We start from the raw sequence: 24,667 nt of genomic DNA, 5'->3' as shown, positions 1-24,667 counted from the left end.
AGCAGTAAGGCTTTGAAGCTTGCGATGGCACGGTAGATCTCGGGCAGATCGCCCTGTACCGCAATTGCATTCAGACTGTTGACCGCATCTTCGCGCGACCCGGCCCCGACCTGCGCGGTCGCCAGCAACATGTTCAATACGGCGTCCCCGCCGGGCGTTGCGGTCTCAATGCTCTGCAACCCGGCGGCCCGCGCATCGGAACCATTTTGTGTCAGAGCAGCAAGAATCGAGTCTCCCAGATCCTGCGCCTGTGCGGCATCACGGGATTTGCGGTATTCATTGAAGGCCGCACCGCCCACGATGAGCACGACGGCAACCACACCAACCCAGCCCCAGCGGCGCAACAGCAGATACATGCGGTCGCGGCGTACCTCTTCCGTGACCTCATCAATGAAACTGTCTGTGTCGCTCATTCCCTGCCCCCTGGGCTGTGTATCTTCTCTTGGTGCGCCATGTCATACCCCGGCACCAACGCCAAGCCAAGGGTCCGAATTTGCACATTTTCACCCACAGGCATCACTCTTGCGAAAAAAAGTGAACCAAACTATTCAGTTCAGTGTAGAAAAGACATAGCCAAAGCCCCATTTCAAGGCATGAACGTCTCGTGTTCTTGGGCAAAGAATTCTAGGAGAATCCCCGTATGCGTTTGATTTCATTCATCAACGCCATTCTGGTCATTGTTGCTTTGTATTTTCTTGTATTCGAGCGTGATGCGCTGTTTGCCTTCGCCGGACGTGGTGGGGGCGAAGAAACAGCGCAAAGTGAAGCCGCTGTAACCGAGAATTCTGAAATTGCGGCAGTGGGCGTTGTCGCCCTGCGTTCGCAAGCCCGTGAGATCGACAGCGCCGTTTTGCTGCGTGGCCAGACCAAGGCAAACCGTCAGGTCGAGGTTCTGTCAGAAACAACGTCGACCGTGATCTCTGAACCCAAGCGTAAAGGTGCTTTTGTCGAAGCCGGGGACATTCTGTGTGAACTTGATCCCGGCACGCGCCCGGCGCAACTGGCCGAAGCCATGGCCGGCAAGCTTGAGGCCGAAAGCCGTATCCCCGAAGCTGAAGCCCGCCTGCAAGAGGCCCATGCGCTGGTGGCCGAGGCCGAGATCAACCTGACCGCTTCACGTAAACTGGCGGAAACCGGCTTTGCGTCGGAAACCCGCCGGATTTCCAGCGAAGCCGCGATGAGCACCGCAAAAGCCGGGGTGAAGTCGGCTGAGGCCGGTTTGGAAGCTACCCGAGCCGGGATCGAAGCCGCAGCCGCCGCTGTTGAGGCCGCACAGCGCGAAGCCGGTCGCGTGGTCATTACCTCACCCTTCAAGGGCCTGCTGGAAAGCGACACCGCAGAACTTGGCAGCCTGATGCAACCCGGATCGCTCTGCGCCACGGTCATTCAACTGGATCCGATCAAGCTGGTAGGTTTTGTGCCCGAAACCGAGGTCAACCGCGTGGTGGTCGGTTCCGAAGCAGCCGCCACGCTTGTGACTGGACGACAGCTTACTGGACGGGTGACGTTCCTCAGCCGCTCGGCTGACGAGACAACGCGCACGTTTGAGGTGGAAATCACCGTGCCTAACCCGGATCTGACCATTCGTGACGGACAGACAGCGACCATCCGGATCGCAGCCGAAGGGGCCAAGGCACATCTGTTGCCGCAATCCGCGCTGACGCTCAGCAATGAGGGTCAATTGGGTGTGCGCACTGTCGGCGCAGGTAACGTTGTCGACTTCAAGCCAGTCCAAATCCTGCGCGACACTGCAGAAGGCGTTTGGATCGGCGGGCTGCCTGAGACCGCTGACATCATCGTCGTCGGACAAGAATTTGTGACCCGCGGCGTCACTGTGAAACCCACCTATCGGGAAGCATCACAATGACGGGTGTTGTTGCTTGGGCCGCTGATCGGGCTCGAATGGTCCTGGCGTTTATCGCCATCTCGTTGGTTATCGGCGGGTTTGCCTATGTCTCGCTGCCTAAAGAAGGCGAGCCGGACATTGAAATCCCTGCCCTGTTCGTCTCGGTTCAGTTTCCCGGCATTTCGGCAGAAGACTCCGAAAACCTTCTGATCAAGCCGATGGAGACCGAACTGGCGGATCTCGATGGCCTCAAGGAAATGACGTCGACCGCCGCCGAAGGCTATGCCGGGGTCGCGCTGGAGTTTGATTTCGGCTGGGACAAAACCGCGATCATGGCCGACGTCCGCGACGCGATGAATTCGGCGCAGGCGGATTTCCCGGAAGGTGCGGAACAGTATTCGCTGACCGAGATCAACTTTTCCGAATTTCCCATCGTCATCGTAAACCTGACCGGTGCAGTTCCTGAACGCACAATGGCGCGTGTTGCCAAAGACCTGCAGGACGAGCTTGAGGCGCTGGATTCGGTGCTCGAGGCTGGTATCGCGGGCAATCGCGATGAAATGCTCGAGGTGGTTATCGATCCTTTGCGCCTTGAGGCATACAACGTCACCGCAGATGAGCTGATCAATGTGGTTCGCAACAACAACCAGTTGATTGCAGCGGGCGAGGTTGAAACTGCGCAGGGTACATTCTCGGTCAAGATCCCGTCGTCGTTCAAAACCGCGCAGGACGTTTATGGCTTGCCGATCAAAGTCAATGGCGACCGGGTTGTGACTTTGGGTGAGTTGGCGCAGATCAATTACACCTTCGAAGACCGTGCCGGTACAGCCCGGTTCAACGGTGAACCAACTGTTGCCCTGCAAGTGGTGAAGCGCAAGGGTTTCAACCTGATCGACACCGTTGCTCAGGTCAAAGAGACCATCGAGCAAGCCAAAACAAAGTGGCCACCTGAACTTCAGGCCGCCGTCGATCTGGGCACGTCCAATGACCAGAGCCGCATCGTGGGTTCGATGGTCAGCCAGTTGGAAGGCTCGGTTCTGACCGCGATTGCACTGGTGATGATCGTGGTGCTGGCCTCGCTGGGCACGCGGGCTGCGCTGTTGGTGGGTTTTGCGATCCCCACCTCATTCCTTCTGTGCTTTGCCTTCCTTGCGGTCATGGGCGTCAGCATTTCGAATATCGTGATGTTCGGTCTTATTCTGGCGGTTGGTATGCTGGTGGACGGTGCCATCGTCGTCGTGGAATACGCCGATAAACGCATCAAGCAGGGCGTCGGGCCAATGCACGCTTACGTCGAGGCTGCACAGCGCATGTTCTGGCCCATAGTGTCATCGACTGCGACAACGCTTTGCGCCTTCCTGCCCATGTTGTTCTGGCCCGGCGTACCGGGTGAGTTCATGGGAATGCTGCCCGTCACGCTGATCTTCGTTCTGTCGGCATCGCTGATCGTTGCGCTGATTTATTTGCCGGTCATGGGCGGTGTGTCAGGGCGGCTGAGCCGCGTCTTCGACCGCTCGTCGATCTGGTTGCGCGCGCGTACGCCCTGGTGGCTGCGCGCTGTGTTGGTACCCCCTTCGCTGTACATGATCTTTCTGGGCGCGATGCAGACCCTGAACCCGGATTACCTGCTGCCTGGCGGGTCAATCGCTGGGGCGCTTCTGTTCCTGTTCGGGGCCTTTGCAGGATCTGTGACCCTGAGCGCGGCCAGGATCGAACACAAAGCGGAAGAGCGCGTTCATACAGCTGACGAGCACACACCCTTTGGCCATGTGGTCAAGTTCCTTGTTGGCAATCCGATCATGCCCATCGTGTCGTTGGCTGCAGTTTTCTTTGCGGTCTATTCGGTGGCCTTCGTCTGGTTCCCGCAAGAATCCAGAGGCGTTGAGTTCTTTGTAGAAAGCGAACCTGAACAAGCCACCGCCTATGTCCGCGCTCGAGGGAACATCTCGCTTGCGGAAAAAGATGGCATGGTCCTGGCGGCAGAGGATGTAATCGCAGCCCACCCTGCCGTCATCAACGTGTTCTCGTTCGCGGGCGAAGGCGGCCTGAACCAGAACAACGGTGGCGCTCAGGAACCTGCCGATACAGTGGGCCGCGTTCAGTTCGAGATCATTCCGTGGGAAGACCGCCCCAACGTCTCAGAATCTGTTCTGTGGGGCCTGTTTGATCGCCACTTTGTTGCGCCTGAATTTGACGGCGACTTCGTGATAGACGAGTTGAACGCGCAACTGGCGGAAATCCCCGGCATCGTTGTTGAGATTCTGCCACTGGAGCAAGGTCCGGCCTCGGCCAAGCCCGTGCATCTGCGCATCAAGGGCGATGGGTGGGAGGATCTGACCTCAGCGACGCTCACCGCGCGCGAGATTTTCGACACCACGCCCGGCCTGATCAAGATCGAAGACACCCTGCCCTTGCCCGGCATCGACTGGCAAATCGATGTGGACGTCGCCAAGGCCGGTCGGTTCGGAGCTGACGTGGCCACGGTTGGGGCAATGGTGCAGTTGGTGACACGCGGTATTCTGCTGGGCGAGATGCGCCCGGACAGCAATGATGAAGAGATTGAAATCCGTGTTCGCCTGCCCGAAGAAGATCGCGTTCTGTCCACACTGGACACGCTCAAGGTTCGTACCCCGGACGGTTTGGTGCCACTGTCGAATTTCGTAAGTCGTAAGCCGGTGGCCAAACTGGCAGAGATCAACCGGGTGGACCAACAGCGCTACTACGATGTCAAAGCCGACGTTGAACCAGGTTTGAGTAAAGTCACAACCGAAGGACCCGACGGTGAACTCATCCGTCTTGCCGTGGTTCGGGAAGTTGCCGAAGGCTACAGCCCGACTGGCACGGTCCTCAACATCGGGGGAGGCAAGTCTTATGAGTTGGTTCAATTGACCGGTGCCGATAGCGTGGATCAACTCATCAGCACGGTTGAGGGCGGAGACGCACAATTTGCGTTGATCAACCCTAATGAACGGATTGCGGTTCTGACCGAATGGCTTGAAACGGGCCCCTTTGCCAATTCCATCAGTTGGGAATGGACCGGTGATCAGGAAGAACAAGCAGAATCTGGCGCCTTCCTGGTGAACGCCTTCATGGGCGCGCTGGGGCTGATGTTCGTGATCCTGCTGGCCCAGTTCAATTCGTTCTACAATTCGGTGCTGGTGCTGTTGGCCGTTGTTCTATCTACCACGGGTGTTCTGATCGGCATGATCGTGATGGAACAGCCGTTCTCGATCATCATGACCGGCACTGGCATCGTGGCGTTGGCAGGGATCGTGGTGAACAACAATATCGTTCTGATTGACACCTATCAGGAATACAGCTCTTACATGCCCCGGATCGAGGCGATCATTCGAACCGCGGAATCGCGCATTCGTCCGGTTCTGCTGACCACCCTCACGACAATGGCCGGTCTGACGCCCATGATGTTTGGCCTGTCGCTGGACTTTATCAATGGCGGCTATTCCATCGATAGCCCGACCGCCTTGTGGTGGAAACAGCTGGCCACGGCGGTGGTCTTTGGTTTGGGCATCGCCACTGTTCTGACACTGATCGTTACGCCTTCCCTTTTAGCGTTGCGGGTTTGGGTGACAACTTACGCCGTGTGGCTCAGCCGCTTGCTGGCGCGCGTGACCGCTGGCAGGTCCAGCCAGATCGCGCAGGACATGGCGATTGGGCGCTCGGCCCGTCAAATGCAGGCAACCGAGATTGTGTGGGACGATGAAGCGATATCGGGACGGCCGGAACAGGACAGCGGATCGGATCGGCCGGATCATCCTTCGGGACCGCCACTGAAGGCCGCTGAGTAAAGCAAAGGACCGGATTTTCCGGTCCTTTTTCATTTGACCGATATCACAAACGAGACCACGTCTGATGCGCGCAAATCTCATGCTCGCACCCTTTGACCAACAACTTGTCATCCTGCAATGTCATTTGCGGCACAGCATCCACGTTGATCAGAGGAACCCAGAATTCTCCACCGCCGTATTTTCCGTCACCTTCGCTGGCAACATCCCAGAACAGCTTTTTACCAATGTTTGGCGTTTGGACTTCTTTGCCCGAGGCGTCATAAGCCGAAAGGATCTGGCCGCAAAATTTGTCACCGCAAGCCGAGATTTTGATGTGTGAGGTCAGGTTCTTTCGATCCGGTTCGGTTTTCCAGACACCAACGATGGGATCTGCTGCAACGGCAACAGGAAGAAAAACCGCAACCAAAATCGGCGGCAGATTTTTTTTCATTCTAGCAATCATTGCGGCCACCTCTTTCGATCATCGCAGTCTATCACATTTCGCGATGTTCAAAGAGCCTCAGGCAGCTTCACCATCTGATTGCTGGCGGTTCCAAAGTTGAGCGTATCGCCCGGACCTTGCCAGAAGTTGATCATGTGTACCCTGTTCAATGATCTCACCTGCCTCCAGAACCACGATCTGGTCAGCCTCGGCAATCGTGCTCAGACGGTGGGCAATAGTGATCACTGTTCGCCCCTCGCCTGCTCGGGCCAGGGCATCTTTGATGTCCTGCTCGGTATCCGTATCCAGCGCCGATGTTGCCTCATCCAGCAACAGGATCGGAGGGTTCTTCAGCAAAGTGCGCGCGATCCCGACGCGCTGCTTTTCACCACCCGAAAGCTTCAGGCCACGCTCGCCCACCTTGGTGTCATACCCTTCGGGCAATGAGGAAATGAAGTCGTGAATCTGTGCCGCCTTGGCCGCTGCTTCGACCTCGTCCATGGTGGCACCGTCGCGGCCATAGGCAATGTTGTAGCGGATCGTGTCGTTGAACAGCACCGTGTCTTGCGGGACAACTCCGATGGCAGCATGCAGGCTGGTCTGGGTCACGTCGCGAATGTCCTGACCATCGATCTTCAGCGCCCCTTTGGTTACATCATAAAACCGGAACAAGAGCCGCCCGATGGTCGATTTTCCGGATCCCGTTGCCCCTACGATGGCCACGGTTTTACCGGCAGGTACGGTCAGGGATACACCTTTGAGGATTTCGCGATCCGGGTCATAGCCGAAATGCACGTCTTCAAGCGTGACTTCGCCACCATTTACCTTCAGGTTCGGCGCGCAGGCCTTGTCTGTAACTTCGGCGGGTTGTTCAAGCAGGTCGAACATTTGACCCATATCGACCAAGGACTGCCGGATTTCCCGATAGACCGTGCCAAGGAAGTTCAGCGGCACTGTGATCTGGATCATATATGCGTTCACCATGACAAAATCGCCCACAGTCAGGTTGCCGTTCTGCACCCCGATTGCGGCCAGAACCATGACCCCAATCAAACCGCAGGTGATCAGGAACGATTGCCCGAAATTCAGAAATGCCAGCGAATAGGCTGTCTTTAGCGCGGCCCCCGCATAGGCCTTCATCGACACGTCATACCGCTCAGCTTCGCGGGTTTCGGCGTTGAAATATTTGACGGTTTCGAAGTTCAGCAAGCTGTCGATGGCGCGCTGGTTGGCCTCGGTGTCCTGATCGTTCATCTCGCGCCGCAGCTTCACACGCCATTCGGTCACGGCAAAAGTAAACCAGATGTAAAGGCCAATGGTGACGGCAACGACTACCAGATACCACACGTCGAACAGCCACATCAGGATGATGGCGACCAGCAACAGCTCCAGAATAAGCGGCCCGATCGAGAACAGCAGGAACCGCAGCAGGAACTCAACCCCTTTGACGCCCCGTTCGATGATACGGCTCAGCCCGCCAGTACGGCGCGTGACGTGATAGCGCATCGACAGGTTGTGAATGTGTTGAAACGTCTCAAGCGCCAGCGCCCTTAGGGCGCGTTGTCCGACGGGGGCAAAGGCGGCATCCCGCAATTGCTGAAAGCCCACCGTCATCATTCGCGCCACGCCGTAGGCCACTGTCAATCCAACTGCGCCCAGCGCCAATGGCGGCACACCCTCGCCCGCCAGCGCGTCAACAGCGCCCTTGTACAGAATGGGCGTATAAACCGCGATCAGCTTGGCCAGAACAAGCATACCCATGGCGATGACAACGCGGCGCTTTACCCATGGCTCGTCCTCGGGCCAGAGATATGGGGCGACCTTGCGGATTGTCCGCAAGCCCGAGCTTCGTTCGTCATCCGACACCATGTCATCTGAAGTCCTAGGAGATGTGCGTCTCATCACGTGCCTTGTCTGCGGTCAGAGATAGACCCCTGCCCATAAAAGGCCAGAAGGGCTGATTATTCCGGGATTGTAAAGATTTGCCCGGGATAGATCAGATCCGGATCGCGGATCAAGTCACGATTGGCCTCAAACAGCCGCACATACAGAACCCCGTCACCAAACCGGTCGCGCGAAATGGCCCACAACGTGTCGCCCTGCTGAACTGTGACAGAGCGAATTGAAGGGGTTTCTTGCGGCGTGCCTGTCTGGTCTGCCTCAGTAGCGGCTTCAAGCACTTCAATCGGCTCACGTTTAAACGGGGTTTCGACCCGACTGAGAACCGTGCCATCCGTGTTCACCGCGTCAACCCGCAGCGTGTAGACACCGGGATCAATGCCTTCCAGTTCGCTGCGCCATGATCCATCTTGTTCCGGGGACAGATCCGCGACCAGTCGGTTGTTCAGGTACAACCGAATAGCGGCCCCATCCTGAACCCGCCCTGTCAGTTGTACGTCGCCGGTGTCAGAATACCCGATCGTGTCCAGGGCGACTTGTTCGGGCGGTGTGTCGCGCACGACCGGAGGCTGCACAAGCTCAACCCCTTCTTCCCCAGATCGCAACACCGCAACTTGCTGGTCCTGCTCGGGCGTTTCGGCGGGCAGATCAGCGGTTTCTACCGCCTCAGCCTCGGGTTCTGAAGTTTCAGGTTCCGCAACCTGTGCTGTGGTATTCGTGTCGGACTCGGCTTCATCAACCTCTGTGACCTGTTCTTCGTTCGACGTGCTCGGCTCCGGTTCGGGCGTTGCCTCGGCAACAGGTTCTTCTTCGATTGGCTTGGGCAAGGCGGCAATCAGATAATCGTCGGATCGCGTCGCTTGCGCCCCGTCTGTGCTTTGCAAAACAAGTCCCTGCGCTGAATCGCTGAAGGGGATTGTCACGAATTCAGCAAACTGACCGCTGCCATCCACGGTGAAGGAATGTGCAACTTCGCCGTTCAGCAGAACCTCTATCTGACTGCCGGGTTCTGCATCGCCAGACAAAAGCGCGGTTCCGTCGGTTTCAACAAAAATCTGATCAAGGACCGGAGGCGCGATTGGCGCGGCCGCAGTTGCTTCCTCTGCAACCTCAGGCGTCTCCGCTTCTACCGGTGCTTCGACCTGCTCAACTGTATCTTCCTTGGGTGAAGAGGTTTCCTCGGTCTTCTCGACCTCCGGTTCGGTCGGTTCAGTGACTGCGGTCTCTTCCGTCACCTCGGCTTTGTCCGGCGCCGGTTCTGACAGTTCCGGAACAACAGGTGCAGAAGCTGTGTCTTGCGGCGCACTCTCATCAGGTTCTGGCGCAGTGCTGAAGACACCCGAAAGATACAGCCCCCCCGCACCCAATACCGCAACAAGACCCGCAATCCCCCCCCAGATGAAGTTGCCCGAGCTTCCGTTTCCCGACTTGGCGTCCATTCTTTTCCTTTCACGCCGCCGCGCAAAAGCTTTACGTTGAAAAGCTTTCCGGCGGACAGTTGAGGCAATCTATCAATCCCGCTATCACGGGTCAAAACCTCTGACACAACCCCGGAGCCCTTGTTTGATGTCTCAGAAATCAGTCTGTGTGTATTGCGGGTCACGCAATGGAGCCGAGAAGTCTTATTCTGAAACTGCGCGGCAGTTCGGCATGCTGCTGGCTCAGGAAGGCTGGCGGCTGGTTTATGGTGCCGGGGATGTGGGATTGATGGGCGAAGTGGCCCGTGCCGCGCAGAATGCCGGAGGTGAAACCTTTGGCGTCATTCCGGTGCATCTGGTTCAGCGGGAAGTCGGAAAGACCGATCTGACCCATTTCGTGATCACCGAGACGATGCACGAGCGTAAAAAGGTCATGATCATGAACGCCGACGCCGTGGTCGTTCTGCCCGGAGGGCCAGGGTCATTGGATGAATTGTTCGAGGCCCTCACATGGCGTCAACTGGGACTGCACGACAAGCCCATCGTTGTGGTGAATGTGAACGGCTATTGGGATGCGTTGCGGACGCTGCTGGATCAGGTGATCGGGCAAGGCTTTGCTGACGCGTCGCTGGCAGATTTCATCACATGGGCAGAAGATGCAGATGCGGCCATGGCCGCTTTGCGCGACAAACTGAACTGACACTAGAAACAGTGCGGGCGGCAAAACCGCCCGACTTGTTGATCAGGCCAGTCGAGCCTTGGGTTGCAGGCTGTGGCGCACGACCTGCTCGACCTTGTGCAATGGGTGATTGGTGAGGGTCTTGTTGACCTCGGCCACGACCTTGCCCAGCACTTCGCTGTGTAACCGGCGGCGCAGCAGACCCAGAACACGAGGGCTGGCCACAAGAACCAATCGGTCATAAGCGCCTTTCAACCCCTTGCGATTCAGCAAATTCGCCAGATCCTGCACAAACAGGGACTTTGCATGGGTCTTCCACGTTGGGTCCTCTAAGGCTGATTTCTGCTTTGGCCCGCCATCGTTCCGGCGACCTGAGCGGTCTGTCGGCTTTGTGGTCGGGTTGTCCTGTTCTTCAACCGCGACGACGACAAGATTGGGATCTTCCGCATCGGTGATATTCTCCATCACCAAGGCTTTCTCTCCGTCTGCAACAATAACCCAAGTTCCCTGTGTAAGTGCGACCATTGCGATCTCCTGTTAAGGTTGTTCTCTGGGTATCCCTCGACCTGCCGGGCACACGATTGGTTTTGCGCACATGCAGCGCGCATCCCGGTCGTTGTTTGATTTGCTGTGCGGTTCTCTCCCTCCGCCCTACAAAGATGTGCATTGCGGAAAGGCAAACAAGATGCGGTTGTGCCGAAAAGAAACCCGTCGGCGGGTTTTCACCGGCGGATCATCATTCCTTTAGGCCGACATCTCTACGACAGTGATTTCAGGCGTCACGCCCAATCGCACTGGCAGGATGGAACACCCGATACCACCCGAGACAACCAGATCGCGCTTGCCTTCGCGTATGTGGCCATAGGCGTAGCGGTTGCCGAACTTCGACGGCACAACGGGCGACCAACCAAACAGACGCACTTGGCCGCCATGAGTATGCCCCGAAAGGGTCAGGGCCACCCTGTCTGGCACTTTAGGGAATACATCCGGTTCATGCGCCATCATCACAACGGGAGCATCGTCGGTGATCTGTGCCAGCGTCCCTTCCAGATCGTCCAATCCCTGCGGTTTGCCATTGCGCCAGATCGCAAGTTGATCCTCAAGCCCTGCCAGCCATATGCCGGGGGCGTGGAGTTTTGTGGCCCCGTTTGACAAAACCGAAATACCATTCTGTTCCAGAATTTCAGCATAGCGGTTGGGCCCTGCCCCACGGCGCTGTGCTGGTTTGTCATCCCACCAATCGTGATTGCCCAGCACCGCGAAGACACCGTGCTTGGCCTCAAGCCCCGCCAAAACAGGTGCCAGATCCTGCATGTCGACCGCGCCCGATACGCCTTTGTGGCTTGCGAAGAAATCCCCAAGCAGCAAAATCACATCCGGCGCCAGCGCGTTTGTACGTCGGACGACCTGCTTCATGCGATCCAACCCGACATAGGGCTCGCCCACATGCAAATCGGACAACACAGCAATCCTGAGCGGTGGTGCGGTCCAATCGTCTCGGCGCACGCGCCATTTACGCACACGTAGCCGAACTGCGGGTTCGATAAAGAATCCGTAGGCTGACGTTATGAGACCTGCCAGCGTTACCGCCAGCAGGCCCTTTATAAACCGACGTCGGTTCAATTCATTACATCCGCGATGCGACGTTTTCCCAGTTCACCAGATTGTCGAGGAAGTTCGACAGGTAGGCAGGGCGCTTGTTGCGGAAGTCGATGTAGTACGAGTGCTCCCACACGTCGCAACCCAGCAGAGCGGTCTGACCAAAGCACAGCGGGTTCACGCCATTCTCGGTCTTGGTCACGGCCAGAGAGCCGTCCGCGTTCTTGACCAGCCACGCCCAGCCCGAACCGAACTGACCGGCACCGGCCGCGCTGAACTGCGATTTGAACTCGTCAACCGAGCCAAAGCTTTCGGTCAGCGCTTTTTCCAGCTCACCGGGCATCGCGTTGTCGCCAGGGCCCATCATTTCCCAGAACTGGTTGTGGTTCCACAGCTGGCTGATGTTGTTGAAGATACCGTTTTGCGCCACAGCGTTTGCGTCATAGGTGCCAACGATGATCTCTTCCAGCGACTTGCCGTCCCATTCGGTGCCAGCGATCAGCTTGTTGCCGTTGTCGACATAGGCTTTGTGGTGCAGGTCGTGGTGATATTCCAGTGTTTCCGCGGACATACCCTTGGCTGCCAGCGCGTCATGTGCATAAGGAAGATCAGGAAGTTCAAAAGCCATGTCGGCCCCCTGTTAAATTAAAGTTGCGGTTCCCAACGGTTAAATGCTGTGGCAGCCGCCGCAGGTCAAGGGGCGAGACAAGAAAACCCGGAGGTCCGCGATGCTGACACAGGCGCGCAAGATGTTTTACCGCGCCCGCGGATACTATGCAGGTACCCTGAACGGAGAGCCCTTTCACCTTGACCCCTATCATTCCAAGTTCTGGCGCAAGGCGTCTGCGGGCCATTGGGAGCCCGAGACCTTTGCGGTGCTGGACCGGTTCCTGTCGCCCGACAGCGACTATCTGGACATCGGGGCTTGGATCGGGCCCACAGTCCTATATGGCGCGCGCAAGGCCCGTCACGTGTGGTGCTTCGAACCTGACCCCACCGCGTACCGGTACTTGGCCTGGAACCTAGATCTGAACGCCATTCAGAATGTCTCGGCCTTTGGTGTCGCGCTCTCGGACCAGTTTGGTGTGGCGCGTATGGCCTCGGTTCGGGGTGAGCCCGGGGATTCCACCAGCTCGCTTCTGCACGACGGCGCGCATGGCTCTGATGCATTGACCATCGCGTGGGACCAGTTTGCGGCCGCAAACGACCTTTCCCGTGTGTCATTGGTCAAGATGGACATCGAAGGGGCAGAGTTCTTTGTCTTACCAACCCTCGCCGCGTGGCTGAAAGAGCATCGCCCTGCCCTGTTTTTGTCGCTGCACGCCCCTCTGCTACCCGAGTCTGAAAGACGTGACCGGGTGGCCGGGCTGTTGGACGCGCTGGATTTTTACCCCTCGCTTTCAGATGACAAACTAGAGCCGCTGGACCCCGAGGATCTTCTAACACCAGAAGGTTTAAACAGGTATCAGACAGTGCTTTTGCAAAAATGAGACAGTGGGCCTGATTCACAGGTTATACCACCGAACTGACCTTGCACCTTCAGGATGTATTGGATTGTTTGCACTCATCCGAAATCAAAAATAACTGGATGAAATGAAAAGATTTTTATTGACGATTGCCGCGCTGGCATTTGCACAAACGGCAGCGGCTGAAACCGTTACTTATGTATGTAAGATGACAAAACAGGACGCCCACGGCTGGATCGCGCCAGAGTACGGGTTCCAGATTGACACCGATCAAGCGTCCGCTCTGGCCGCAAGCTCTCATCATGAATGGGAGGCGGCGAAACTCAAAGATCGAGGCGCGAAAGGCTATCGTATTGTTTGGAACTTAGACCAAACCATGGCTGCTGGCGGAAACGTTCGTGTTCGCTATCAGGCAAACCTCAAACCTTCCGATAAGTCTGTTACTGTGCGCATGGCCTTTTTGCGGGGTAACTTTGCGAACAAACCATATGGCGTCGGAACCTGCACGGTCCAAAGTTGACAAAAGCCCCGGATGATCCGGGGCTTTTTACTTTCTATCAGTAAACCCCAACCTCACTGCCCGGCTGCGCGGCAACCTTGAGCAGTTTGAAAACGTAGTCCGCCGCTGACCGGAAGCAGACCACGCGGAAGGTTTCTGCGTCGTCCATCCAGAATGCACCAGCCACCTGCGCAAGGCGCGAGCGGCGGATTTGGCCGGGTTGGAACGCCTCTGCCGACAGCTCAACCGGGGCCAGCTTGCCCAACACCTCACGCGCGCTGGCACCCGAGATACTGAATACCGCACGGGCATCCGAGACGTTGACCGCCAGAGCATGTGTGCCGCTGAGCGCGTTGGTCATTGCGGCCAGTTTGGCTTCGACCTCGGCGTAAGGTACCAGCACCAGCAATTCATCGGTGGACATCCAAGCCACGCCTGTGTCGCCCTTTACCAATGCCTCGCGCTGACCGGGCACTTTCTGTCCGGTTGCGTCCTTGACGGCTTTGGCCAGCACCTTGTCGGACAGATCACCGCGCAGGGTGATCATGCCTTGCAGACCACATTCCGCGATCTTGGCGATGCCGTCATAGCTGGCATGGTTCAGTGCGCTGATGAGTTCAGACATTCTGCTTCTCCCCGTCCTTGTCGAAGAAGATCGGGTCCACGATCTTGGCTTTGTAGGTTTTACCGTCGGTGCCCGGAAACTCGACAACCTCACCCATGCGATCCGGGCCGTGCTTGATCAGGCCCATGGCGATGCCTTTGCCCAGATTGGCCGAGTAATAGGTCGAGGTCACGCGCCCGATCATGTTGCGCTGACCATTGGCGTTGACACCCTCGCCCACCGCATAGGCACCGTCGGGAATGACAGAACCATCCACAGTCTCAAGACCGACCAGTTTCCAACGCTCTGGATCGGTCATATGGCTGCGCGAATGGGCGCGTTTGCCCAGGTAGTCTTCTTTCTTTTTCGACAACGCCCAGTGCAGCCCCAGATCTTGCGGGATCACGGTGCCGTCGGTCTCGTCACCGATCATGATAAAGCCCTTTTCGGCCCGCAGAATGTGCAGACATTCGGTGCCGTACGGCATCACTCCGAACTCTTTTCCTGCCTCCATCAAGGCATCCCAGAATGCCTGACCTTGGCTTGCCGGAACGGCGATCTCATAGGACAGCTCGCCCGAGAACGAGATGCGGTACGCGCGGCAATCGAAGTCACCGATCTTGCCGTCGCGCCATTCCATAAACGGCAGCGCCTCTTTGCTGACATCCATGCCACCCAGCTTCTCAAGCACCTTGCGCGCGTTCGGGCCGACCACGGCGACTTGCGCGTATTGCTCGGTCACGTTGGCGACATAGACTTTCCAGTCCCACCATTCGGTCTGCAGCCATTCTTCCATGTGACCATGGATGCGCTCGGCCCCGCCGGTGGTGGTGTGGCACAGCCACGTATCCTCATCGATGCGGGCAACAACACCGTCGTCGATCAGGAAGCCATTCTCGGAGCACATCAGGCCATAGCGGCATTTGCCGACCTTCAGCGTGGACATCATGTTGGTGTACATCATGTCCAGGAACTTGCCCGCGTCAGGCCCTTTGACGATCAGCTTACCCAGTGTCGATGCGTCCAGCAGACCGAGGTTTTCACGCGTGTTCTTCACCTCGCGGTTCACCGCGTCATGCACGGATTCACCGGGGCGAACATACGCATAGGTCCGGCGCCAGTGACCGACCGGTTCCCAATCGGCACCGTTCTTGTCATGCCAGTTGTGCATCGGAGTTTGACGGATCGGTTGGAACACTTCACCCCGCGCCTCGCCCCCGATCGCACCCATCGAAATGGGCGTATAGGGCGGGCGGAAGGTGGTGGTTCCGACCTTGGGAATCTCTGATTCAAGCGCATCAGCAAGGATCGCCAGGCCGTTGATATTGCTCAGCTTACCCTGATCGGTCGCCATACCCAGCGTGGTGTAACGCTTGGTGTGCTCGACGCTTTCATAACCCTCACGCGCGGCCAGCTGTACATCCGAGACTTTGACGTCGTTCTGGAAGTCCAGCCAGGACTTTGCCCGCAGTTGGATTTCAGCATTGGCAGGCATCAGCCAAACAGCTTCCATCGGTGCCTCGACGGTGGTTTCACCAACCGGTGCTTTGGTGCGTTTGGGCGTGTGACCAACGGCCTTGCCCGCGGCTTTGCCTGCGGCGTCTGCGTCTTTCAGCACATCCGCCAGAGCCAGCGGACCATTCGAGCTGCCAGCAGCAAGAACAAAGCCTTCACCATCAGCACCCAGCGGCGGGCGGTCCGGATCGGGGCGGAAATGCGCGTGCGCCTCGTCCCAGATCAGCTTGCCGCCGCAATGCGACCACATATGCACAACCGGAGACCAACCGCCCGACATGGCGACTGCGTCGGCCTCAACCTCTTCGCGCGCGCCGCCGATACCCTCCTGATTGCAGATGGCAACTTTCTTGACGCGCTTGCCGCCTTTGACCTTGGCGATGGCCTTGCCCGGATCAACGCGGATACCAAGATCCCGCGCCTCTTGCGCCAGCGGGCCGGCAGATGCACGGGCATCCACCACACGCAGAACATCAACACCGGCCTGTTTCAACAGGATCGCGGTGCGGTAGGCGTCGTCATTGTTGGTGGCAACAATTACGCGCTCGCCGGGTGTTACACCCCAGTTCACAACATAGTCGCGCATCGCCGATGCCAGCATCACACCCGGCACATCGTTGCCTGCAAAAGATAGCGGACGCTCGATTGCGCCGGTGGCGGTGACAACCTGCTTCGCGCGGATACGCCACAACCGATGGCGCGGTCCTTGCACGCCCGGAGTGTGGTCCGTCAGACGCTCATATCCCAGAACGTAACCGTGGTCATAGACCCCCGCGCCCATGCAGCGCGCGCGCATGGTTACGTTGTCCATTGTTTCGAGTTCGGAAACTAATTGTTCCACGAACTTATCCACAGGCTCGCCATTCACTGTACCGCCGTCAACCGGAGCGCGACCGCCCCAATGCGCCGTCTGCTCGATCAGCAGAACCTTGGCACCTGATTGCGCGGCCGTTTTGGCGGCCTGCAGCCCGGCGACACCACCGCCGATCACCAAAACATCGGTGAAGGCGTAGAAGTGTTCATAGGTGTCCGCGTCGCGACTGTCTTTGTCAGGCGCTTTGCCCAAACCTGCCGATTGACGAATGAAGGGCTCGTAGACGTGTTTCCAGAACGGTTTCGGATGGATGAACGTCTTGTAATAGAAACCGGCGGGCAGGAACCGCGCCAAAGCCGTGTTCACCGCACCGATGTCGAACTCGAGGTTCGGCCAGTGGTTCTGAGAGATCGCGTTCAGACCGTTGAACAACTCGGTCGTTGTCGCGCGCTGGTTCGGCTCGAAACGATTGCCCTGCCCCAGACCAACCAAAGCGTTCGGCTCTTCCGCACCGCTGGCGACTACGCCACGCGGCCGGTGGTACTTGAAGGACCGGCCCATCATCATCTGATCATTGGCCAACAGCGCCGAGGCGAGCGTATCGCCTTCATAGCCCTGCATCGCAGTGCCGTTGAAGGTAAAGGTAACCTTTTTCGACCGGTCAATCAGCCGGCCCTGTTTTGCGAGACGGGTGCTCATGGTGCGGACCTTTCGCAGGTGGAGGCATCAGAGCCTCCAGCGGGAGTATTTTTGAAAACGTGAATCATACGGAGAACTCTCTCCATGACCATCCGGGGCGCTTGGCGGTGATGGCGTCTTTGATCTCTTGCGGCGGCTCTGTGACCTGTGCGGAATAGGTGCCGAACACCTCAAGCGTCTGCGTGCAGCGCGCGGCGTGGAACCACTTGCCGCAGCCGTTGGCATGGCGCCAGCGTTCAAAGTGAACACCTTTGGGGTTTTCACGCATGAAAAGATAGTCGTGAAATTCGTCATCCGACGAACCGGGGCCATAGCGCTTCAGATGTGCTTCGCCACCAGCGGCAAGTTCGGTTTCTTCGGCATCGACGCCGCAGTATGGGCAGTTCAGGATCAGCATGTCGTCATCCTTTTGGCGGTTGGCCGGCGCGGAAGCCGACCTGAATTCTGTTGTATGGCAACCCTGGTCAGACGCTTTAGTGCGCCACCCCGGCTGCGACGCTCTCGTCGATGAAGCGACCCTCTTTGAAGCGATCTAGGGTGAAGGCTTCGGTCAGCGGTGAATGGCCGGTGGCCATCAGCTGTGCCATACCCCAGCCCGATCCCGGGATCGCCTTGAAGCCGCCTGTGCCCCAGCCACAGTTGATAAAACAGCCACCCAGCGGTGTCTTGGACAAGATCGGGGATCGGTCGCCGGTCATATCCACGATCCCGCCCCATTGCCGCAGCATTTTCAGGCGTGAGATCATGGGGAAGGTCTCGACCAAGGCGCGGACGGTTTCTTCGATGTGATGGAACGAACCACGCTGGGTGTAGTTGTTGAACCCGTCGGTGCCGCCACCGATCACCATCTCACCCTTATCGGACTGAGACATATAGCCGTGCACGGTGTTTGCCATCACGACCACATCCATGCAGGGTTTGATCGGTTCGGACACCAGTGCCTGCAAAGCAATCGCTTCAAGCGGCAAACGGAAGCCCGCCATTTCGGCCAGTTGGCCGGAATGGCCAGCAACCACGATGCCCAGCTTGTCACAATCGATGGCGCCCTTGGTGGTGTCGACACCAACAACACGGCCGTTATCCGAGCGCACGCCGGTGACTTCGCACTGCTGGATGATGTCCATCCCCATGGCGGAACAGGCGCGAGCATACCCCCAAGCAACGGCATCGTGGCGCGCGGTGCCGCCGCGTTCCTGCCAAAGCGCGCCCAGAACCGGATAGCGCGGACCGTCCAGATTGATGATCGGCACCAGTTCCTTGACGCGTTCGGGGGTGATCCATTCGGTCTTTACCCCTTGCAGTGCGTTGGCGTGCGCCGTGCGCTGATAGCCGCGGATTTCGTGCTGTGTCTGTGCCAGCATCATCACGCCACGCGGGCTGAACATGATGTTATAGTTCAGGTCCTGGCTGAGATCCTCATAGAGGCCCCGCGCCTTTTCATACAGCGCCGCCGACGGGTCTTGCAAATAGTTGGAACGGATGATCGTGGTGTTGCGACCGGTGTTACCACCGCCCAGCCAGCCTTTTTCGATAACGGCGACGTTTTGAATGCCGTAGTTCTTGCCAAGGTAATACGCGGTCGCCAGACCGTGGCCGCCCGCACCGATGATGATGACGTCATATCGCTTCTTGGGCTCGGGCGAGCGCCAGGCGCGCTCCCATCCGGTGTGATAGCGCAGAGCTTCCCGCGCAACAGCAAAGGCTGAATAGTGTTTCATGTGCGAATCCATCCGGTTCGGTGATTGGGCGCAGATATGCCGTGTGTGCGCAGTTTACCCCTGCCGTGCAACGCCGCAATATCGCACTATTGCGACATGTCGTTCATTCGCGGCCATTTGTCCCTTTTGTCGGGCGGCCCGTAGGTCTAAATCAGGGCAGCATCTTCGGAGGGACCATGACGTTCTGGGTTCTGATTTTCATTGTCGCGCTTCTGATTGCGGCTTTCCTTTGCTTTACCCTGCTGCGCAATCGCCGCGCGGAAAAGCCCGCTGCCGCATATGACCTTGAAGTATACCGCGAACAATTGGCTGGGGTCGACAAAGACCTTGCACGCGGCGTGATTGGCGAGGCAGACGCCGAACGGGTTCGTACTGAAATCTCTCGTCGCATTCTGGCGGCGGACGAAAACCTGAAGAAGGGCGGTACCGAATCTGGCCCTTCGCGGGCTGTTTCCATCGTCTCGGTGGTCGTGATTGCGCTGATCCTGATCGGTGGCGCAATAGCGCTGTATGATCGGACCGGTGCCGTCGGTTTGCCGGATATGCCACTGACGGCGCGGTTGGAGCTTGCCGAAGATGTGCGCGCCAACCGACCGCCCCAAAGCGCCGCAGAGCAACTGGCGACTCCTCCGCAGCCCGCACAGCTGGACGAAAGCTATGCCGCACTGTTGAACCAACTGCGAGATACAGTTGCCAACCGTCCGAATGATCTGCAGGGCCAGATGCTTTTGGCACAACACGAAACCAATGCAGGTAACTTCAAGGCAGGATACACGGCGCAGCAAAGAGTGATCGAACTGTCCGGCGATGCCGCGACTGCGGATGCCTATGCCGATCTTGCCGAAATGATGATCCTGGCGGCTGGCGGCTATGTATCGCCCGAAGCGGAACAGGCCCTGACCGAAGCGCTGAACCGAGATCCTCGCCACGGGCCCGCCCGGTATTATTGGGGGCAAATGCTGGCTCAGGTCGGGCGACCCGATCTGGCCTATCGCATGTGGGTGCAAACATTGCAGGATGCCCCAAGCGGCGCGCCATGGGCCGGGGCCATCCGCGCGCAACTGGATGAGCTTGCTTTCCGTGCAGGCGTATTCAACGCACCGGACCTGAGCGCTGCCCCCGGTCCAAGTCAGGACGACGTGAATGCCGCCGCTGAATTGACCCCTGAAGAACGGCAAGAAATGATTCAGGGAATGGTGAACCAACTGTCTGACCGTCTGGCAACCGAAGGCGGCACGCCCGAGGAATGGGCCCGCCTGATTGCAGCCTTGGGCGTTCTGGGACAGGGTCAGCGGGCCATCGACATTCACAAAGAAGCGCAAGACGTTTTTGCGGGGAATTCCGAGGCGCTTCAAATCCTTGACGCAGCGGCATTACAGGCCGGGATCGCCCAATGATCCACGACGTCTTTGAAGAGTTCGCAGCAGCGCTGGAACCGATGACAGCATTGATGGGTCTCGATCTTGGCGAAAAGACAATCGGTGTTGCCGTGTCCGACCGGATGCGCGGCGTCGCCAGTCCGCTGGAGACTGTCAGGCGCAAGAAATTCACGTTGGATTCCGCGCGTCTGATTGAGATTGTGACCGACCGTGAAATCGGCGGAATCCTATTGGGGCTGCCAAAAAACATGGATGGGTCCGAGGGCCCACGCTGCCAGTCAACGCGGGCTTTTGCGCGAAACTTGTCGCGTTTGACGGATCTGCCTATCGGTTTCTGGGACGAACGTCTCAGCACGGTTGCGGCAGAAAAAGCACTACTTGAGGCGGATACGACACGAAAACGTCGCGGACAGGTTATTGATCACGTTGCTGCCGGTTATATCTTGCAAGGGGCGCTGGACAGACTGCGCTTTTTGTAACGAGGTCGGAGACCGTCAATGACGAATATGGTGTGGAAACGGAATGAGGTCGAAAGCCCTTGCGTCCAGATCTGCGTTGTTCATCCGACCGAACGCATCTGCACGGGTTGCTATCGTACGATTGACGAAATCACACGCTGGTCCAAAATGGACAGCTCTGAACGTGCCGACATCATGGACGATCTGCCCTCGCGCAAACCACGGCTTTCCAAACGGCGTGGCGGACGAGCAGCCCGACTGAACGGCTCCTGAGCTATCAGCCCACTTTTTTTCGCGCTTTGCTTTGAGCGTGCCCGCCCCTGACCGGGATCGGTTTGCGCAGTTCTTTGCGGAACAAAACCGTCATCTCTGATCGCGTCGCTTTGTCGTTCCCACCAGCTTCGCGTTTTTGTGTCACGCGCCGGTTGTCCGACGTGCTGCGGTTAAGAAATTTTCCTATCAGACCTTTAAGTGCCATTTCAGAATTCCCGCTTTTAAAAACAATGTCGCTGCGGGTCGAGTTCGAGCTCCGAGGGTTCAAGCTCTGGTACGTGACTGTTCTACGTGAGTGGTGACCCACAGCGACAAGGCGTGGCTAAAGGTGTTTCCCGTGAAAATTAGGGGGAAAACACGCGTGTTTTGATCTTTTTTGACGCGCCGATCAATAAAAACCTAATAACACTCAAAATTCCCTTACGTCACATTTTGGTTCGGCTTTGGTAAAAAAAGACGAATTGCCTGCGCGATCTCAGAAAAACCGCCAGTGGAATGCGAATCGTAACGGAATTTGCGGGCAAATAGCGGCTAAAGGCTGACCGCTATAATCTGAGCCCGGCCAGAAACTAACCTGTCGCCAGCCAGTTTTTCGCATTGTCGAACTCCTCAGACGGGAAGAACTGAGTGCGTGTACCCAGAACATGACTGGCAACCTTTTGAGCCATATGCTGCCAGCTTTTGTCCCCTACAATGGCTGCACGGTCCAATAGACCGATATGGCGGCTGGCCAGCCGAAAATGCGCAGCCAGGGCAGACAAACCCTGCCAGCCGTCAAATTCCCGCAGGTCAATCAAAAGGCGAAACCCGGCGCGATCCTGAAGCAATGCGTTCAGGTCACGCTCTGCCTGCTTATACTCTTCGGGGTCCAGCTTGCCCAACAGACTGATCTGCACACAAGGCCCGCCCAGATCTGTCAGGTGTATCGATCCCAGCGACTCGCGCATCCAACGGCGGGCCGCTTCCAGCTCGGCCAGGTCAAACAACTGTACAGGACATGGCAAGATCGGGGCTGCCAGCCGAATACTGGTCTGCACCCACCCCTGATCGGTAACAACGGCGATCCGGTCAAAGCCCCGCCAATGACTAAGCCCCAGCTTTGTGTCAGACCATGCCGCACCCAGATCATATCCTTTGAACTCGGGCTGCACGATGGCCAGCAGACGCACCGAGTCATGTTCGGCCAGTGCGGCCTCGATCGCGGGGACCAGAGTGTTGGTATAGTCGGCACTTGTAACCTGCCCCGACAACTCGACTTCAATCAGTGCACCATCCGAATTCGTATGGACCGTAATCATCTGTCAAAACCTCCAAAGCCAAATAATGACAGGAGGTTAGGCAGATTCGATCCATTCGGCTACACCCCCGGCGCATTCGGGGCGGAAATAGGCGATCATCCGTCCATCAGGCCCTGCCGTTGCCGTGTCGGCCCACGGCGCGACTCCGTGCAAACAATGGCGATGCAACAAATAGGCTTCGCCCGGCTTGGCGGGCAATTCTATCCGCGGGCACGTCTCGAACACCTCGCGACGCGCGGCCTGGTAGATGTCGGTTACATCAACGTCGCGCAGCGCCTCGTTTGACGAGCCATTCAGCGCGTCCCTGAATGCAGCGCCCAGAATGTGGTGGCTGCCTTCCCACAACACCATGGGCGACGCATCCGGGCTGGCCTCGGTCAGGGGAATGCCCAATACCCACGCATGAGGCTCATCCACATGTCGGCGACGATCTGGTCCCATCGGACGCAAACCATCCACATGGGCCGCATCCCGGTTCCGGCGATACCGGGTCGCGGCCTCATTATCGCCACGGCGCGGGCGCGGGTAACCCGGATAAATGGCCGAGACCTGCCCTTTGTGCAAAGGTAAATCGCCGTAATGTTCGCGAATAAACGACACGGCCTGTCCGGATAAAGGCGCAGACTGACCGACCCTGCCCTGCGTGTCATTAGGCAACGCATCTACACCGATGAACCAAGTCCCTTCACAGTCCAACCATTCCGCATGAGCCGGGTCTGACGTTGAGGCACGGGCGGCGGGCAACGCATGGCTGACCCACTCGGCCAGTGATGGGTCATAGGCAAACTTTACCCAGCCCTTGGCCCAAAAATCACTCATAGGCCAATTGCCTTCCGCAGCATGTTCAGCGCCACCAGCGTCAGAAACACGGCGAAGACCCGTTTGAGGGGTTTCGGATCCATCGCGTGCGCCAGTTTCACACCCCAGGGTGCGGTGATCATCGTCATCGCAACTACAACGGCAAAGGCTACAAGATTGACTGCCCCGATGGTCAGCGGAGGGCGGTGTTCGGGTGCGATCTCAAGAAACAGAAAGCCGATGACTGACGGCACGGCGATGATCACTCCGAACCCGGCCGCAGTTGCAACCGCGCGGTGGATCGGCGTGTTGTAGAGACTCATCAGTGGCACCCCAAAGCTGCCGCCGCCGATCCCCATCAGAACTGAGAGAAACCCGACCAATGGCGACAGAATTGCCCGTTTGATCCCGCCCGGCATGACATCGCCCAGGCGCCATTCAGCACGGCCCAGCCCAAGATACGCGCCAATTACCATACCCAGAACGCCAAACAGGGCCTGTAGAGCCTCGGTCCGCAAGGCAGAGGCAACCAGAACACCGATTACTGCACCGATGACGATACCAGGACCCCAGCCGCGCAAAATGTCCCAGTCCACGGCCCCTTTCTTGTTATGCGCCATAACCGAGCGCACCGATGTCACAATGATCGTCGCAAGCGATGTTGCCAGACACAGCTGCATCAGCTGCGGGCCGCCATAGCCAAGGGTTTGAAACGCGTAGAAGAACGCGGGCACAAGGACAATGCCTCCGCCGACCCCCAGCAACCCGGCCAGAACGCCAGCCAGCGCCCCGATCACAAGCAAAAGGCCCAGCATCTGGGCCAGCAACATCGTTTCGGGCATCGTTCCCCCTGCTTGTTACACCTCTGCCATCGGCGCAACGTGATTCAGCGCCTGCAACATCACTTCTGGCCCGGCCCCTTTGTGAACGGCGCCTTCGGACAAAGCACGTCGCCACGCGCGGGCGCCGGGGCGACCGGCAAAAAGACCGAGCATATGACGCGTGATCTGGTGCAACCGTCCGCCGTTGGCAAGGTGCTGATCGACATAGGGCACCATTTGTTGAACGATCGCAATCGGATCCCGCGATGCTCCGGTGCCAAAAATGCGCGGGTCGGCCTCAGACAGAATGTCTCCTGGCTGGTGATAGGCGGCACGTCCGATCATCACCCCGTCCAGACCTGCATCCAAATGAGCCTTCGCCTCGTCCAGTGATGTGATGCCACCGTTGATTGAGATATGAAGGTCGGGGAACGCTGCCTTCATCCGGTGCACCAGATCATAATCCAAAGGCGGAATGTCCCGGTTTTCTTTGGGGCTGAGCCCTTGCAACCAGGCCTTGCGTGCGTGGATAGTCACCCTTTGACAGCCCGCGCTGCGGATCTGATCCAAAAACGCAGGCAAAACTTCCTCGGGATTTTGGTCGTCCACCCCGATGCGACACTTGACGGTCACCTCTATGTCCACCGCTGCGCGCAT

At 57.9% G+C, this 24,667-nt stretch carries 22 protein-coding genes and 1 pseudogene; 8 read left to right on the top strand and 15 right to left on the bottom strand.

Annotation, left to right across the window (positions count from 1 at the left end):
* A pseudogene (locus tag AC2FNU_RS15650) lies at positions 1-413 on the bottom strand (hypothetical protein); the annotation flags it as partial.
* Between the two features lie 227 nt (positions 414-640).
* On the opposite strand from AC2FNU_RS15650, the gene AC2FNU_RS15645 reads away from it, so the two are divergent.
* Together AC2FNU_RS15645 and AC2FNU_RS15640 are read left to right on the top strand one after the other, a co-directional pair.
* A complete protein-coding gene (locus AC2FNU_RS15645; RefSeq protein WP_496790257.1) occupies positions 641-1,867 on the top strand; it encodes an efflux RND transporter periplasmic adaptor subunit in 1,227 nt (408 codons plus the stop codon).
* Positions 1,864-5,652, top strand: a complete 3,789-nt coding sequence (locus tag AC2FNU_RS15640) for an efflux RND transporter permease subunit (RefSeq protein ID WP_496790256.1) — start codon at positions 1,864-1,866, stop codon at positions 5,650-5,652. Before AC2FNU_RS15645 ends, AC2FNU_RS15640 begins: the two co-directional genes overlap by 4 nt.
* 43 nt (positions 5,653-5,695) lie before the next feature.
* On the opposite strand, the gene AC2FNU_RS15635 is transcribed toward AC2FNU_RS15640, so the two are convergent.
* From AC2FNU_RS15635 to AC2FNU_RS15625, 3 genes are all read right to left on the bottom strand, one after another.
* Positions 5,696-6,082: a DUF2147 domain-containing protein gene (locus tag AC2FNU_RS15635; RefSeq protein WP_496790255.1), complete on the bottom strand. Its 387-nt coding sequence runs from the start codon at positions 6,080-6,082 to the stop codon at positions 5,696-5,698.
* A gap of 69 nt (positions 6,083-6,151) precedes the next feature.
* Positions 6,152-7,942, bottom strand: coding sequence for an ABCB family ABC transporter ATP-binding protein/permease (locus tag AC2FNU_RS15630; protein WP_496790258.1), 1,791 nt, complete (start codon positions 7,940-7,942; stop codon positions 6,152-6,154).
* Between the two features lie 92 nt (positions 7,943-8,034).
* Positions 8,035-9,411, bottom strand: coding sequence for a LysM peptidoglycan-binding domain-containing protein (locus AC2FNU_RS15625; protein ID WP_496790254.1), 1,377 nt, complete (start codon positions 9,409-9,411; stop codon positions 8,035-8,037).
* 127 nt (positions 9,412-9,538) lie between these two features.
* Between AC2FNU_RS15625 and AC2FNU_RS15620 the strand changes: the two genes are divergently transcribed.
* A complete protein-coding gene (locus tag AC2FNU_RS15620; RefSeq protein ID WP_496790253.1) occupies positions 9,539-10,090 on the top strand; it encodes an LOG family protein in 552 nt (183 codons plus the stop codon).
* A gap of 42 nt (positions 10,091-10,132) precedes the next feature.
* Here the strand turns inward: AC2FNU_RS15620 and AC2FNU_RS15615 are convergent, their stop codons facing one another.
* From AC2FNU_RS15615 to AC2FNU_RS15605, 3 genes are all read right to left on the bottom strand, one after another.
* Positions 10,133-10,594, bottom strand: a complete 462-nt coding sequence (locus tag AC2FNU_RS15615) for a host attachment family protein (RefSeq protein WP_496790252.1) — start codon at positions 10,592-10,594, stop codon at positions 10,133-10,135.
* A gap of 219 nt (positions 10,595-10,813) precedes the next feature.
* On the bottom strand, positions 10,814-11,692 hold the full coding sequence (locus tag AC2FNU_RS15610) for a metallophosphoesterase (protein ID WP_496790251.1): 879 nt from the start codon (positions 11,690-11,692) through the stop codon (positions 10,814-10,816).
* A gap of 4 nt (positions 11,693-11,696) precedes the next feature.
* Positions 11,697-12,296, bottom strand: a complete 600-nt coding sequence (locus AC2FNU_RS15605) for a superoxide dismutase (protein WP_170704218.1) — start codon at positions 12,294-12,296, stop codon at positions 11,697-11,699.
* 100 nt (positions 12,297-12,396) lie between these two features.
* Here AC2FNU_RS15605 and AC2FNU_RS15600 point away from each other — a divergent pair, with 100 nt between their 5' ends.
* Positions 12,397-13,158 (top strand): FkbM family methyltransferase, encoded by a 762-nt coding sequence (locus tag AC2FNU_RS15600; protein WP_496790250.1) that lies wholly within the window; start codon positions 12,397-12,399, stop codon positions 13,156-13,158.
* Positions 13,159-13,276: 118 nt separating this feature from the next.
* A complete protein-coding gene (locus AC2FNU_RS15595; RefSeq protein WP_496790249.1) occupies positions 13,277-13,654 on the top strand; it encodes a hypothetical protein in 378 nt (125 codons plus the stop codon).
* Between the two features lie 37 nt (positions 13,655-13,691).
* On the opposite strand, the gene AC2FNU_RS15590 is transcribed toward AC2FNU_RS15595, so the two are convergent.
* The 4 genes from AC2FNU_RS15590 to AC2FNU_RS15575 all read right to left on the bottom strand — a co-directional run bounded on the left by AC2FNU_RS15590 (position 13,692) and on the right by AC2FNU_RS15575 (position 18,983).
* The gene (locus tag AC2FNU_RS15590) at positions 13,692-14,258 is read right to left on the bottom strand and encodes a sarcosine oxidase subunit gamma (RefSeq protein ID WP_496790248.1); all 567 of its coding nucleotides are present in this window, start codon (positions 14,256-14,258) and stop codon (positions 13,692-13,694) included.
* A complete protein-coding gene (locus tag AC2FNU_RS15585) occupies positions 14,251-17,265 on the bottom strand; it encodes a sarcosine oxidase subunit alpha family protein (protein ID WP_496790247.1) in 3,015 nt (1,004 codons plus the stop codon). The genes AC2FNU_RS15590 and AC2FNU_RS15585 overlap by 8 nt, the downstream gene beginning before the upstream one ends.
* Before the next feature lie 64 nt (positions 17,266-17,329).
* Complete coding sequence (locus tag AC2FNU_RS15580; RefSeq protein ID WP_496790246.1) at positions 17,330-17,662, bottom strand: sarcosine oxidase subunit delta; 333 nt, start codon at positions 17,660-17,662, stop codon at positions 17,330-17,332.
* A gap of 76 nt (positions 17,663-17,738) precedes the next feature.
* Positions 17,739-18,983, bottom strand: a complete 1,245-nt coding sequence (locus AC2FNU_RS15575) for a sarcosine oxidase subunit beta family protein (RefSeq protein ID WP_480799952.1) — start codon at positions 18,981-18,983, stop codon at positions 17,739-17,741.
* Positions 18,984-19,159: 176 nt separating this feature from the next.
* Here AC2FNU_RS15575 and ccmI point away from each other — a divergent pair, with 176 nt between their 5' ends.
* From ccmI to AC2FNU_RS15560, 3 genes are read left to right on the top strand one after another with little or no spacing between them, the layout of a single operon-like run.
* Positions 19,160-20,380, top strand: a complete 1,221-nt coding sequence (gene ccmI / locus AC2FNU_RS15570) for a c-type cytochrome biogenesis protein CcmI (RefSeq protein WP_496790245.1) — start codon at positions 19,160-19,162, stop codon at positions 20,378-20,380.
* Positions 20,377-20,841: a Holliday junction resolvase RuvX gene (ruvX, locus tag AC2FNU_RS15565; protein WP_496790244.1), complete on the top strand. Its 465-nt coding sequence runs from the start codon at positions 20,377-20,379 to the stop codon at positions 20,839-20,841. The genes ccmI and ruvX overlap by 4 nt, the downstream gene beginning before the upstream one ends.
* Positions 20,842-20,859: 18 nt before the next feature.
* Positions 20,860-21,093: a DUF1289 domain-containing protein gene (locus AC2FNU_RS15560; RefSeq protein ID WP_496790243.1), complete on the top strand. Its 234-nt coding sequence runs from the start codon at positions 20,860-20,862 to the stop codon at positions 21,091-21,093.
* 569 nt (positions 21,094-21,662) lie between these two features.
* Here AC2FNU_RS15560 and AC2FNU_RS15555 read toward each other — a convergent pair.
* From AC2FNU_RS15555 to AC2FNU_RS15540, 4 genes are all read right to left on the bottom strand, one after another.
* Positions 21,663-22,391, bottom strand: coding sequence for a SpoIIAA family protein (locus AC2FNU_RS15555; RefSeq protein WP_496790239.1), 729 nt, complete (start codon positions 22,389-22,391; stop codon positions 21,663-21,665).
* A 36-nt stretch (positions 22,392-22,427) separates the two neighbouring features.
* Positions 22,428-23,210 (bottom strand): hypothetical protein, encoded by a 783-nt coding sequence (locus AC2FNU_RS15550; protein ID WP_496790234.1) that lies wholly within the window; start codon positions 23,208-23,210, stop codon positions 22,428-22,430.
* Entirely contained in the window at positions 23,207-24,031 is an 825-nt protein-coding gene (locus tag AC2FNU_RS15545; RefSeq protein ID WP_496790232.1) for a sulfite exporter TauE/SafE family protein, read from the bottom strand. Before AC2FNU_RS15545 ends, AC2FNU_RS15550 begins: the two co-directional genes overlap by 4 nt.
* A gap of 15 nt (positions 24,032-24,046) precedes the next feature.
* A partial coding sequence (locus AC2FNU_RS15540) for a tRNA-dihydrouridine synthase (protein WP_496790228.1) occupies positions 24,047-24,667 on the bottom strand: 621 nt, incomplete at its 5' end.

Source organism: Ruegeria sp. BHSB064 (genome assembly GCF_059613205.1).
The sequence above is the reverse complement of the archived record's forward strand: the minus strand, read 5'-3'. Positions and strand labels throughout refer to the sequence as shown.